The sequence below is a fragment of the Paenibacillus glacialis genome, assembly GCF_001637205.1.
Taxonomy (GTDB): domain Bacteria; phylum Bacillota; class Bacilli; order Paenibacillales; family Paenibacillaceae; genus Paenibacillus_AQ; species Paenibacillus_AQ glacialis.
The window spans coordinates 102,359-115,080 of record NZ_LVJH01000070.1; the positions used below are offsets into that span (position 1 = coordinate 102,359).

A 12,722-nucleotide genomic window follows, 5' to 3' on the forward strand; every position below is an offset into this window, starting at 1 on the left:
TTCACCACTGGAAACAAGCTTAGACGCGGTAATGTGTTAAAATCATTTCGCTCACTTGTTCCACAGAAAATAACGATGTGTTCACGGTGTAATCTGCGAAAAGGTAAGCATACTTCCGCTGCTCAAGAATCGTACGTATTCTTTCTTCTGTATTCCCAGCTAATAAAGGTCTCAGTCCATCACCTTGAACCCGCGAAACAATATCCTCCGCTTCTGCCGTCAAAGCAACAACCCAGCCACCGCTCTTCATCAACTCGCAATTCTCTTGATTAAGTACAGCTCCCCCACCGGTCGCAATTACCTGACCTGTACCCAAGAGTACTTGCTGTAATATAGCGGTCTCCGCTTTACGAAAATATGCCTCACCCTGATTGGTAAATATGGATGCAATACTGCTACCCTCGTGCGCCTCTAAAGCTGCGTCAAGATCAACCAAGTCATATTCTAGATGTTGTGCAAGCCATTTACCTACGGTAGATTTGCCTGTCCCCATCATCCCAATCAGGATTATATTTTGTTGTGATTGGCTCAAAGTTTCACCCTCAGTTCTACCTTATATCTATTTTATAAAAAACATCCTATTCACTCATTGTCTCAATCATACCACAGCCCCAAAAGTTTCGACAATCATGCATATAAGAGAGATTCTATTTCTGCTAGAGTTCCATATACTAGAATGAACGGATAAATAGACAAATTAGAGGTGAGTTGAATCCATGCATCATTCCCAAAATCATTCGAGCGCAAGTTCAAGACGCATTGAAGAAATCTGTGATGTCCGCCATGTGTTATGCCGCGATGATATCATGTGGGTTCTTCATTATGTTCAACAAAAAGTGGCTCAAGGTGATCCAGCATTGCTGGAACTCCCTAAGCCACGTTTACTTCTTAATTTCCAATACTTTGGAGAAGTCAGCATGTTACTTCTTAAGCGACCTGGACTAAGTTATCTTGAACAAGATAACATTCGTTACTGTCTCATGGAAGCCATGCATGGACTCATTCCTGTGAAGCCTATTCTTCCATCCAGTTGAAGTGGAAACTACCTTCTTTGTCTAGACGTTTGAATGTGTGAGCACCGAAGTAATCACGTTGTGCCTGTAGCAGATTGGCTGGCAATCTCTCAGAGCGATAGCTGTCGTAGTAAGCAAGAGCACTTGAGAATCCAGGTACTGGAATACCCTGTGCAACTGCTGCTGTAACGGTTTGACGCCAAGCACCTTGATAATTCTCCAAAATATCTTTGAAGAATGGATCAAGCAACAAGTTCTTCAACTCTGCATTGTTCTCGTATGCATCCGTAATGTTCTGCAAGAATCGGGAACGAATGATACATCCTCCACGCCAAATTTTTGCAAGGTTACCATATTTTAAGTCCCATCCATACTCATCAGAAGCTGCGCGTAATTGCGCGAAACCTTGAGCATAAGATACGATTTTACTTGTAAACAACGCTTTGCGAACATTTTCGATAAACTCGGCTTTATCCCCTTGGAAAGGTTCAGTTGCTGGTCCGTTCAAAATTTTGCTAGCTTCTACACGTTCTTCTTTCATTGCAGATAAGAAACGTGAGAATACGGATTCAGTAATCATGGACAATGGTACGCCTAGATCAAGAGAGCTTTGGCTTGTCCATTTCCCTGTACCCTTTTGACCAGCAGAATCAAGAATAACATCAACCATCGGTTTACCTGTCTCGGAATCATACTTCGAGAAAATGTCAGCAGTGATTTCGATCAAATAACTATCAAGTTCTCCTTTGTTCCATTCCGTGAAGATTTCATGTAATTCCTTAGCATCAAGATGTAGAACATCCTTCAAGAGCTGGTAAGCTTCACAAATGAGTTGCATGTCACCATACTCGATACCATTATGCACCATCTTGACATAGTGTCCTGCACCATCTGGTCCAATATATGTACTACAAGCTTCACCGTCAATTTTAGCTGAAATCGCTGTTAGGATCGGTTCAACTAATTGATATGCGCTCTCTTGACCACCAGGCATGATGGAAGGACCTTTCAATGCTCCCTCTTCCCCACCAGAGACACCCGCTCCTATGAAACGGAAACCTTTATCTTCGAGGTCTTTACTGCGACGTACTGTATCAGGGAAGTAAGCATTACCTCCATCGATGATAATGTCACCTTGATCAAGAAATGGTAACAATTGCTCAATCGTTGCGTCGGTAGCTTTACCTGCTTGTACCATGATAAGAATTTTACGTGGTACTTCAAGTGATTCCACAAATTCCTCAACGGAGAAAGCACCCGTTAAATTCTTACCATCAGCTTCTTTCAGAAGGTCATGCGTCTTCTCAGGAGAGCGATTATATACGGAGACTGAAAAGCCTCTACTCTCGATGTTTAGAGCCAAATTTTTGCCCATTACAGCAAGGCCAATGACACCTATTTGTTGTTTCGCCATTTGGTTTCTCATCCTTTACTCCATTTATTTTAAGATCATTATACTCATACCCAATCTATATATTAACGTGTTTATGCGAAGAAGTGAACCCCTGCTCCTAATTCCCAAGTAGAAACGGCTATGCCGTCCTTTTCAAGGACTGTACCCGTTTCAGCGGAAATATAAGGAATAGAGTATCTAGAATGAACTAAAGACGATACCCTTTCATGAATTTCTTTAGAAATGATTGAATATGGGAGCGCAAACTTTAGTTCAATCTATCAAGTGAAACTTATACTTCTTATATTTCAACATGATAAAACACCTCGCAAACTACCGAGGTGTTCTTCTCAGATGCTTTTCTTATTGTAAGCAAAAGACGTATTTACCATTCAAGTCTCATAAGTTCACGACTTAATTCTCGGAGTCTTTCTTTACAAAGTTCAATCTCAACGGTGTCATTGGCCTGAATTGCCTCATAAAGTTTATCCAATTCTTCGTCCACTTCTATTCTTCGTAATTGTGTGCGTAAATCCCCTTCCAACGAATAGAACATCTTAGACATTTCCTGTTCGGTAAAATAAGTCCCCTTCTGAAATAGAACCCGTTGTTGAAATCCAGATATTTCCACCAATCGGATCACTTCCCCGAATAATATATTTTCAATGAGAATCTGTCTGTCTTTAAATCGTTTAACAACTGCATGCCCTCTTGTATCTTCAATTAGCTTCTCCATCCAATCAGCAAGCTTAGCGTCACGAATGATGTAATCTCCTACCATCTTATATCCGCTTCGCGTTCTCATAAACCTTAGCTTAACTAATTTCCGTCCGGTTCTAACAGAAATGATAAAGAGTGTTTCATTCTCACTCCAATAAAGGGAATAACCTTCTTGAATCAACTCTTTGATTAAGTCTTGAATATGTCGCCGATTAAATCGAAGCTCCAAATTACAGTACTCTACTTCATAGCTCTTGTTCAAGGCACTCCCTCCTAAACTGGATATTATAACAAATGGTATTAGAATGATGCCGCGAATACTAAGGGATCATTTGCTTGATATATTTTATACTTTATCTTATGTAACGGTAACTTGGTTTATTGACTATTTTTACCCTTAATAAATTCTTGATAAACCTGCAAACAACGAAAAAGAGGACGATCATGTAACTTGATCCTCCAAAGGTTTGTTGTGCTATAATATTCTGAAACGAATTGTACGAGCACATAGGAGGTCCCATAATGTCATTCACAGGCTTTACTCAAAAGGATTTTGACGTCTTTCAAGTACCCGGTCTCGAACACCGCATGGAAGCTCTAATCGAGAATATTCGACCAAAGTTAGAAATTCTAGGTACAGAACTTGCTCCATTCCTATCCGCACTCTGTGGGGAAGAGATCTTCGCACATGTCGCCAAGCATGCTCGCCGTAAGGTGAATGCACCTAATGATACTTGGGTAGCATGGGCAGCTAATAAAAGAGGCTACAAAGCGCTCCCTCATTTTCAAGTAGGTATGTTTGGAACTCATCTCTTTATTATCTTTGCCGTGATTTATGAGAGCCCTAATAAATTGCAATTTGCTAAGCAACTGATCTCTGAGACCTCAACTATTCATAACTTGGTACCCGATCATTTCTACTGGTCCATGGATCATTTGGATCCAAAGGGAACGCTCCATGCAGAGTTGACAAATGATGATCTACAGGCGATGGCTAACAAATTATCAACACTTAAGAAAGCCGAAATCATGTGCGGATTACGCATAAATCATGATGATCCCATCCTACAAAACGGCGAGGAACTACTTTCTATCATCCATACGACATTCGAACAACTCTTACCGCTATATAAAAAGTCTTTTTAAGAAATAATGATCTAATCAGGTATTATCCCTCTGTAATCGCATTTGTCTTTAACGGTCTCTTACGAGTCAATAACAAGTGAACAATAAACAGTATGATCATAACCACACTACTTGCTATGAATGGGGCTTCGTGCCCCATAACATCCCATAACCGACCCGATACAATCGGACCAACTACCATCCCAGAACCTTGTAAAGTCAGGAAAAACCCCCATACAGCTCCACGTTCTCCCTTAGGTATCAAATGGGACACATATGTATTCCATCCTGGTAAAATAAAAGCATAACTAATCCCTATAAGAGCTACAAATATAAATACAAGTGGTACAGCGTGTACCATCGAGAATATAGAAATCGATATAGCCGCAAGTAGGAACCCACAATGTAAGAATGGCGCCGTTCCGTAACGGTCAATTAATTTCCCACAAGGAATAAGGGCAACAACTGTAATTCCCCCTCCAGCAATCAACAAGAGACTATACATATTCAGTGAGAAACCTAGCTCATTCTGTACATATAGCGTAATAACTGGCGTTAATATTCCAATAACAAACGACTGGAGGAATAGTGCCGGATAGACGAGCCAACTTACTTTCAAAGTATGTTTCACTTCATATAGTGTTTTCTTCACACTATTTTTTAATTGTATCATCTTAGACTTGATCAGCATGAATATATTCTTATGGCGCACGGCTTCCACCGTCGTATGTAAGTTGACACTTTTAGCCTTCCCTGGGAGAAGTAATGCAACGAGCACAAGCACGATACCACAACCGATCAGCACTAGAAATGATGTATGATAATTAGAGCCTGTCCGTTGCATTAGAAAATTCATAGTGATAGGACCAGCACCTATGCCCAATAATGAAGCCATCTCTAGCGCTCCGATCGCGGTACCATTACTGTTATTCGGTCCCGATATTTCCGTAACACCTGTCATTGCACAAGGCCATAATGGAGATGTACCTATCCCTAGAATTAAACAAGCGATAGAGAGCCATACCGGTGCAGAAGTGAAAGCAATGATTACCACGGCAACAACAGTCATCAACAATGCACCTGACATAGTCTTTCGATAACCCAATCGTTCTGCTAACCATCCAAATGGACTTCTAAAGAGGTTATCACCCACATATTGCAAAGAGAATGCAATTCCTACACTCCATGCCGTTAATCCAAGCGAGTTCTTCATGTAGATAGGCAATAACGAAACTAACAATGATCCTTTCAGGAACTCAACTAAAAAAATGATGAGCATAAGCTCAATAAAAAAAGGCGATCTCAATTGACGATTGGAGACTTCTTTCGAACTTTGTGACAAGATTATCCCATCCTCTTCTACACGAAACGTTGTCTGATACCTTCATTATCTATCTATAATATAGATTACCCAATTACATATGGATTTTACCACTTTATCAAAAGCTTGCAATCCCGTCCTGATTTGCTATACTCATCTTTGTATTTTAATACAGAAAGGTTGTGAATGATTCATGAACCATAGCAACACGCCCCTTTTCACAGCACTTAAGAATCACGCTGCTAGCAATCCCGTACAATTCCACATCCCTGGACATAAGAAGGGTCGAGGAGCAGATGAAGAGTTCCGAGCGTTCATAGGGGATAACGCCCTTTCCATAGACTTAATTAATATTGCCCCGCTGGATGACTTACATCAGCCTACAGGTGTCATTGAAGAAGCACAAGCACTGGCTGCAGATGCCTTTGGAGCTGATTATACCTATTTTAGTGTGCAAGGAACAAGCGGTGCCATTATGACCATGATTCTATCCATCTGTTCTCCGGGTGATAAGATCATCGTTCCGCGAAATGTACATAAATCGATCATGTCTGGCATCATATTCTCCGGAGCTAAACCTGTCTTTGTCTCACCAGCACGCGACGAGAATCTAGGAATTGACCACGGTATCACAACAAGCTCTGTACGCAGAGCACTTGATCGTCACCCTGATGCCAAAGCTGTCCTTGTGATTAACCCGACTTATTATGGATTATGTGCAGACTTAAAGGAAATTGTTGAACTTGCTCATAGTCGCCATGTTCCTGTGCTTGTCGATGAAGCTCATGGTGTGTTGATTCATTTCCATGAGGATCTTCCTATGTCCGCTATGGAAGCTGGAGCCGACATGGCAGCCACAAGTGTGCATAAATTAGGCGGTTCCATGACTCAAAGCTCGGTTCTTAATCTAAATGTGAAGAATGGATTCGTAAATCCGCAGCGTGTTCAGACCATTATCAGCATGTTGACTACAACCTCAACGTCCTATATTTTATTGGCATCGTTAGATACTTCAAGACGTAATCTTGCCTTGAATGGTCATGAAATAGCTCAGCGAGCCATTGATTTAGCACAATATGCACGTGAAGAAATTAATAAGATCGATGGACTATACTGTGTCGGCAAAGAAATTCTTGGTGGGGAAGCAACACATAATATTGACCTTACCAAACTTACGATTCACGTTCGCCATCTCGGAATCACAGGATATGATACGGAGAACTGGTTGCGCGAACATTATAATCTAGAAGTTGAAATGAGCGATATGTATAATATTCTCTGTCTCGTTACACCGGGCGATAAGGAAGATACCATTGAAATTCTTTTAAAAGCATTGCGTGAACTATCTGATACCTACTTCTTAGTCAATCAAGCTCACGAATTGATTGTTAAAATCCCTGAGATACCTCAATTATCTCTTACCCCTCGAGAAGCATTCTATGGAGATACAGAAGTCGTTCCATTTAAGGAATCTGCTGGACGAATCATCGCTGAATTTATATATGTCTATCCACCTGGGATTCCAATTCTTCTTCCCGGAGAAGTGATATCTCAAGATAATATTGATTACATCATTGATCATGTCGAAGTAGGCTTACCTGTAAAAGGACCTGAAGACCGATACATTCACAACGTTAAAGTTATCGTCGAAACCGATGCCATTTTCTAACATTTCGATCATGAAGACAATGAAAAAGAAGCTCTGTACCTATAACGGTACGGAGCTTCTTCTTTCGAACACTAGATAGAATCTATTCCTGCGATGCTGCAAGTAGCACATTATATACTTCTTCCACAGACTTCCACTCTTCTTCATCTTCGATATTATAAAGAACCATTTCCTCGTTCTCTTCTTCCATTCGCAGAATAATGCCGTCCGCTTCAGGATTTTCACGTTCGAGTAACAGAGCATAGACCTTCTCGCCTACATCAAAAGTCTCTACAAGAACCATTTCAACGTCGTTGCCTTGCTCGTCAGTCAAAGTCAGGACAAACTCCTCTTCCTCACTACCATTTTCATGATCATGACCGCAGCCGCAATCTTCGCCGTGTACGTGTTTATCTTCGCTCATATAAATACCTCGTTTCCAGTTGAATTTTAATACCTTTGGTATCGTAACATGGAAGGCTTTTTAGGTCAATTTCACCTATCATATTCAATGTAAATCATATCGTTACATTAATTTAATGCAGTAATGACTTTTTGAGAAACCAATTCAAATTCCGAATTTTTAGTCAGTTTAATATAGAATCCTATCGTATATTTACCTGTGCTTTTGAAATCATATGTAAAATCATCCGTTCGAAACCAGAAGTTATCCTTCTGATCGCTGTTTAATTCTTGCGTTTGGATATCCTTCTGGACACCTGATGGATCTATAATAGCCACTTTAACGGCTACTACGGAGTCTGCTAAGTTATCCACTTGACTGAATACATTGAATTTCAGTTTACCTTTATTCACGTTACCAAATATGGTATCGCCTTTAAATAGAAAAATATGTACATTGGGTTTAAGGAATTTGACTTGATTATTGCTTGCACTCCAGTTCACAATTCCTTCAAAAGAGCGAATCGGTACATATGTCTTACCATCTATGTTATAGCCACCCTCTTGAACTTCTTGACCATTCACCCAAAGGCGGACTTTCTCATTAACTGAATCGGCAAACAATAAAGATCCCCCCATAAGGGACAAGACAAGTGTACTCATTATAATTTTTTTCCATCTCATAATTATACGCTCCCTCCATACTATTCCATTCATGCTGACTTAAATATATACTACAAATAAATCGGCAAGTTGCGGTCAACCTACTCCAGATGCCAAATAAAACCTGCAGATCGCAATTCTGCAGGTTTTATTTGGTATTTACGAACTCGGTTTGGTCAGAATACAAGGGATCCCTTTGCCAATTGCACCCGGAACTCTCATTCTCTCTCTGTAATGAATACCGTCTGAACAAGGTGTTTTGCATACCTCACATACTTGCGAAGTCACAAGTTTCATTTCTCTTCTTACCTTTTCGGTTTTAGGTTGAACGGGTTTCTTACTCTTAGGTTTGACCACCATGTCACCTCATTTGCAGATGTGTATCCTCACAGTATTGTATGAGGAATTCATTCATTGGGAACTATGGTGTTATATAAATTCAGGGCTAAGATTCCTGTTGGTTAATCGCAATGAATGATATATTTAACAACAGAAACGTTAACTTAAGTCAGGAGGTTATTTATTTTGGGCCTACAGCTACAGATGCTAGGAACCGGAAGTGCTTTTGCTAAAAATTATTACAATAACAATGCCTTACTATATGATGGAACATTTACGCTCTTAATTGATTGTGGCGTAACTGCACCACTTGCGCTATACCGTCTGGGTATGTCTTTTAACGACATTGATGCCGTATTAATAACCCATATTCACGCTGATCATGTTGGTGGACTGGAAGAACTTGCATTCAAGACGAAGTTCACATTCAAGCGCAAAATGATTCTATATATAACAGAAGAACTCGCTCACTCGCTGTGGGAACACACGTTAAAGGGGGGATTATATCAAGAAGGTGAAATATCCTCATTAGAAGACATATTTGAAGTACGACTCCTTCATCCATTGAAGCCTCAGTACATATCGGAACTTATTACAGTGGAGTTATTCCCTACAAAACATATACCAGGTAAAGCAAGCTACTCTTTGTACATTAATGAAAATATCTTTTATAGCTCTGACATGACGTTCGAACCCTCTTTACTTCTCCATCTGGTTCAAGAGCGTGGGTGTAGAACTATTTTTCACGAATGCCAATTAAGCGGGCCTGGAGAAGTTCATACAACGCTTCAAGAACTCCTTACACTACCCACAGAAATCCAGAAAAATACCTATTTGATGCATTACGCGGATGATAGAGACGATTATCTTAATCAGACTGGTGAAATGACCTTCTTAGAACAAAATCTGATCTACGAACTATAAAAAAGCCAGCAGTTGATTCCCACGTGGGGTCAACTACTGGCTTGTGGTGTCTAGATTTATTCAAAAATAGGGAGTTGATCCAAGTTGTTGGATGGATCTCCATCGGCATCTCCACGAATATATGTTTCCCCATCTCTACCCTTAAATGCATTAACGCCGGCAATCGTTCCTGCCTGTACTTCCTGAAGTGCTTGTTCATAAGCCAACACACGACCTGATGATGTCTGAAATGCCGTCAGATCACCATCTCCATTCTTCTGTACTGCAACAAATTGTTCACGTTCTGAGGTTCCCATATCGATTCGCTCCTTTTGTTTCATGTATTGAGTTTCGGGGCATTCGAGTAGGTTACCCAGCATCGGCTAATTCAATGCATTAATATGAATTCAAGATCATGGTCAAATTTAATATCAAAGTCAAATTCGGTCAAATTATAGTTCTTTTTTCATGCGAACATGTAGTATTCCCGCATCATCGAAGGGTTCCTTCGAGATTACTTCATACCCCTGCTTCTCGTAAAAGGGTTCAGCCTGGCACTGAGCATCAAGAATCGCATAACGCAATCCAAGTTCCTTTGCTAGCTTCTCCATTGCGATAATCAGTACTCTACCGAAGCCTTTCGTACGGTATTCCTTTGAAACAGCAATACGCTGCATTTTGGCGGTCTCTTCATCATAGTAAATGATTCTGCCTGTCGCAACATATTCGCCATTATCATGAATTAACAAGTGATGTACATCGGGACTAATCTTATCATATTCGTCAATTTCAAGACTTATCGGTACCAGTTGCTCGTCCACAAATACCTTCTTCCGAATATCCAGTCCATACTGCAGCTGTTCCTCTGTGTTGACATGAATGATCTCTGCAGCCATTTTGTTACCTCTCTTTCGTATCATCAATTTAGTCTAACGTCTAATCGAATTATTATACAAAAAAATGTTTTTGATGTATAGTTTTGATAATTACTTTGTCTTCACATTCATCACAAAGGGGCCATATATTTAATGAAAGCAACTATTGTTATTGGTGTTATCATGACTATCGTCCTTATTTACTCTTTCTTCTATGTCACCAAGAAGGGCTACTCCCGTAAATGGGATGAAGAAGAATGATTATAGTATATAAGAGTCGAGGATCAAAAGTAAGGCACACCAAATCCCCCATGACAAAGGCTGTTCGTCAAAGGGGATTCTAGTCGCTATTTATCGATCGTTTAGGGTGGGGAAATCTCATTCGTTGAGTATACCTGTTCGTTTACATCTTCAGAATATACATCCTTCATGATAGGCGCGGAAGATGAGTCCATCCTTTTTATTTGCAATGTGGACTTGTCCTGCTCTACCGAGCACCCCACTAGAAGCGCAAGCAGACACACTCCTGCTACCAAGCCACTTATCTTGTTCGGCATTTATGCCACTTCCTTTATTGGTTGATACTATATTTCTCATTGTAGACTCTTTTACTTTTTTTAAACCTGAGGACATTGAGAACCCAGACAGCGCAACGATTCTTTCGATAAAATGATATTGACAGTACATGTAGCTGCTGGTATGATAATCGTTGTATCTACCATTTAGATCTGTTAGCTCAGCGGGAGAGCACTATCTTGACAGGGTAGGGGTCGTAGGTTCGAATCCTACACAGATCATTTAAGAAAAACACTGAAACTCCTTATTATATAAGGGGTTTTTCTTTTAATCTGCTCCTGAGAAAACGATTAGAATTAGAAGTTATTTGGACTTGGGGACGGATTGGGGACGGAATTTTTCGAGAGATATTATACAATAGAGCCAAAACAACTAAAAAAATACCCTACTAACCTTAATTGGTCGGTGGGGTATTTTTTTTATAATTCATCATACTTCCGCTGCTATAATATCTATCATCTTGATCCAGTTATATTCGTCCTCGAACCACAGTTTAATTTCCCTCAGGTATGTGTTAATAACGATAACTAAACCTTTCATCTGAACATCATCAAACGGATCGAATAAAGTTATTGTTATAAACGTTCTTCTATTATAAGAATCAATAAGTACTCTTTCGATTCGGTGTATCTCCTGTTCATCTAATAAAGGTTTTTCTCGTCTGCTTATCTCACGTGCTTGTCTTAAAGCTGCTTCCCTGTGTTGCGGGATAATAAAACGAGAAGACTCATACATTTCATTGCCGTTTAGCTTCTTACTCATCTTTAATCCCTCCTATGCTGTTTTCGATGGTTGCCATGCCAGTACATTGTTTATAAGGAATGTCCGAGGTGATTTACTCTTGAGATCGGCCGCTTTAATTAAGCCATTGCGAATAGCATTAATCTCGATACGGCGCTGTGTGATCTTTCCTGATTGGTCCATATAGATAATCTCTATGATTTTTCCAATGTATTTAGCTGGCATGACTCTCACTCCCTATAGGAACACTTGTTTGTATTATATGCGAACGAACGTTCTTTATTCAATTGAAATATTTTTCCAAGTTAGAAGGGTTATTCGTAAATTTCCAGAATGTTGAGTGTATGAACGGGAGGGATTGTATTAATGTAAAGCATGAGTTACATAAAGCTGTAATGAATAATCAGAAAGTTGCTGTAAGGCTGCGTAATGGAGAGCTAATTACCGGAGTGGCAGAAGATTTATAGGTCTATCAGTTAATTAAAAAGAAATATTTCACTTGTAAATAATGGGTAACATGCTAATATTAACAATAAAAGGAGGTATTAATGGTGAAAAAATTGTTATTATCTATCTCAGTTATTTTATTGTTGTCAGTTAGTTCAGGTGTAGCAAGCGCAAACGCTGCTTTACCAAATGCTTCGGTTCAGAGTCTTTCATACGAGCAATGGCTTCATCCTGGACAAACATATCAGATGGGTTATGGAAAAGGGTATACGTATTATTTTCACGCTTATAATAATTCTCTTAGTCTATCTTCAACGGGTCTAGTTACGGCGCTGATTTCTGGAGGCGGTGGTTACGTTATGGTATACGATAGATTCGGTAGTTTAATAGAAGAGGGACAATTTTTTGTTTATTAAGTGTAGTAAGTACATTTTCTGATCTAAAAATAAGAGATGTATTTAACTGAAATATTAAAGATGAGTCGCCAAAAGCGACTCTTTTGTTTTGTGATGACTAAAAAACAGATAGCGCTTTTCACAACTTAATTTAGGCATCT

17 protein-coding genes and 1 tRNA gene are annotated in these 12,722 nt (G+C 39.7%); 7 read left to right on the forward strand and 11 right to left on the reverse strand.

Going from position 1 to position 12,722, the window contains the following annotated elements:
* Nucleotides 1-19: 19 nt before the first annotated feature.
* Nucleotides 20-532, reverse strand: coding sequence for a shikimate kinase (locus PGLA_RS23215; protein ID WP_245700281.1), 513 nt, complete (start codon nt 530-532; stop codon nt 20-22).
* A gap of 184 nt (nt 533-716) precedes the next feature.
* Between PGLA_RS23215 and PGLA_RS23220 the strand changes: the two genes are divergently transcribed.
* Nucleotides 717-1,034: a hypothetical protein gene (locus PGLA_RS23220; protein WP_068537582.1), complete on the forward strand. Its 318-nt coding sequence runs from the start codon at nt 717-719 to the stop codon at nt 1,032-1,034.
* Here the strand turns inward: PGLA_RS23220 and gndA are convergent.
* Both gndA and PGLA_RS23230 read right to left on the reverse strand, forming a co-directional pair.
* Nucleotides 1,015-2,427, reverse strand: a complete 1,413-nt coding sequence (gndA, locus tag PGLA_RS23225) for an NADP-dependent phosphogluconate dehydrogenase (RefSeq protein ID WP_068537584.1) — start codon at nt 2,425-2,427, stop codon at nt 1,015-1,017. The genes PGLA_RS23220 and gndA overlap by 20 nt on opposite strands.
* Nucleotides 2,428-2,791: 364 nt before the next feature.
* A complete protein-coding gene (locus PGLA_RS23230) occupies nt 2,792-3,388 on the reverse strand; it encodes a hypothetical protein (RefSeq protein ID WP_068537586.1) in 597 nt (198 codons plus the stop codon).
* Between the two features lie 260 nt (nt 3,389-3,648).
* On the opposite strand from PGLA_RS23230, the gene PGLA_RS23235 reads away from it, so the two are divergent.
* Nucleotides 3,649-4,272, forward strand: a complete 624-nt coding sequence (locus PGLA_RS23235) for a YktB family protein (RefSeq protein WP_068537588.1) — start codon at nt 3,649-3,651, stop codon at nt 4,270-4,272.
* A 22-nt stretch (nt 4,273-4,294) separates the two neighbouring features.
* Here the strand turns inward: PGLA_RS23235 and PGLA_RS23240 are convergent, their stop codons facing one another.
* On the reverse strand, nt 4,295-5,593 hold the full coding sequence (locus tag PGLA_RS23240) for an MFS transporter (RefSeq protein ID WP_068537590.1): 1,299 nt from the start codon (nt 5,591-5,593) through the stop codon (nt 4,295-4,297).
* Nucleotides 5,594-5,765: 172 nt separating this feature from the next.
* Between PGLA_RS23240 and PGLA_RS23245 the strand changes: the two genes are divergently transcribed.
* The gene (locus PGLA_RS23245; protein WP_068537591.1) at nt 5,766-7,241 is read left to right on the forward strand and encodes an aminotransferase class I/II-fold pyridoxal phosphate-dependent enzyme; all 1,476 of its coding nucleotides are present in this window, start codon (nt 5,766-5,768) and stop codon (nt 7,239-7,241) included.
* A gap of 82 nt (nt 7,242-7,323) precedes the next feature.
* Here the strand turns inward: PGLA_RS23245 and PGLA_RS23250 are convergent, their stop codons facing one another.
* Complete coding sequence (locus PGLA_RS23250) at nt 7,324-7,644, reverse strand: DUF1292 domain-containing protein (protein WP_068537592.1); 321 nt, start codon at nt 7,642-7,644, stop codon at nt 7,324-7,326.
* Nucleotides 7,645-7,751: 107 nt separating this feature from the next.
* Nucleotides 7,752-8,306: a copper amine oxidase gene (locus tag PGLA_RS23255; protein ID WP_068537593.1), complete on the reverse strand. Its 555-nt coding sequence runs from the start codon at nt 8,304-8,306 to the stop codon at nt 7,752-7,754.
* Nucleotides 8,307-8,810: 504 nt separating this feature from the next.
* Here PGLA_RS23255 and PGLA_RS23260 point away from each other — a divergent pair.
* Entirely contained in the window at nt 8,811-9,548 is a 738-nt protein-coding gene (locus PGLA_RS23260) for an MBL fold metallo-hydrolase (RefSeq protein ID WP_068537594.1), read from the forward strand.
* A 56-nt stretch (nt 9,549-9,604) separates the two neighbouring features.
* Here the strand turns inward: PGLA_RS23260 and PGLA_RS23265 are convergent, their stop codons facing one another.
* The 3 genes from PGLA_RS23265 to PGLA_RS23275 all read right to left on the reverse strand — a co-directional run bounded on the left by PGLA_RS23265 (nt 9,605) and on the right by PGLA_RS23275 (nt 10,959).
* A complete protein-coding gene (locus tag PGLA_RS23265; RefSeq protein WP_394327640.1) occupies nt 9,605-9,868 on the reverse strand; it encodes a DUF3892 domain-containing protein in 264 nt (87 codons plus the stop codon).
* Between the two features lie 111 nt (nt 9,869-9,979).
* Nucleotides 9,980-10,423, reverse strand: a complete 444-nt coding sequence (locus tag PGLA_RS23270; protein WP_068537596.1) for a GNAT family N-acetyltransferase — start codon at nt 10,421-10,423, stop codon at nt 9,980-9,982.
* 341 nt (nt 10,424-10,764) lie between these two features.
* Nucleotides 10,765-10,959: a hypothetical protein gene (locus tag PGLA_RS23275; RefSeq protein ID WP_068537597.1), complete on the reverse strand. Its 195-nt coding sequence runs from the start codon at nt 10,957-10,959 to the stop codon at nt 10,765-10,767.
* A gap of 168 nt (nt 10,960-11,127) precedes the next feature.
* Here PGLA_RS23275 and PGLA_RS23280 point away from each other — a divergent pair.
* Nucleotides 11,128-11,199 (forward strand) — tRNA-Val (locus tag PGLA_RS23280).
* A 208-nt stretch (nt 11,200-11,407) separates the two neighbouring features.
* Here the strand turns inward: PGLA_RS23280 and PGLA_RS23285 are convergent.
* Together PGLA_RS23285 and PGLA_RS23290 are read right to left on the reverse strand one after the other, a co-directional pair.
* Nucleotides 11,408-11,740, reverse strand: a complete 333-nt coding sequence (locus PGLA_RS23285) for a YolD-like family protein (RefSeq protein WP_068537598.1) — start codon at nt 11,738-11,740, stop codon at nt 11,408-11,410.
* 12 nt (nt 11,741-11,752) lie between these two features.
* On the reverse strand, nt 11,753-11,944 hold the full coding sequence (locus PGLA_RS23290; protein ID WP_068537599.1) for a hypothetical protein: 192 nt from the start codon (nt 11,942-11,944) through the stop codon (nt 11,753-11,755).
* A 119-nt stretch (nt 11,945-12,063) separates the two neighbouring features.
* Between PGLA_RS23290 and PGLA_RS29470 the strand changes: the two genes are divergently transcribed.
* Both PGLA_RS29470 and PGLA_RS23295 read left to right on the forward strand, forming a co-directional pair.
* On the forward strand, nt 12,064-12,186 hold the full coding sequence (locus PGLA_RS29470) for a hypothetical protein (RefSeq protein ID WP_281197452.1): 123 nt from the start codon (nt 12,064-12,066) through the stop codon (nt 12,184-12,186).
* Nucleotides 12,187-12,267: 81 nt separating this feature from the next.
* Nucleotides 12,268-12,582: a hypothetical protein gene (locus tag PGLA_RS23295; protein ID WP_068537600.1), complete on the forward strand. Its 315-nt coding sequence runs from the start codon at nt 12,268-12,270 to the stop codon at nt 12,580-12,582.
* Nucleotides 12,583-12,722 lie beyond the last annotated feature (140 nt).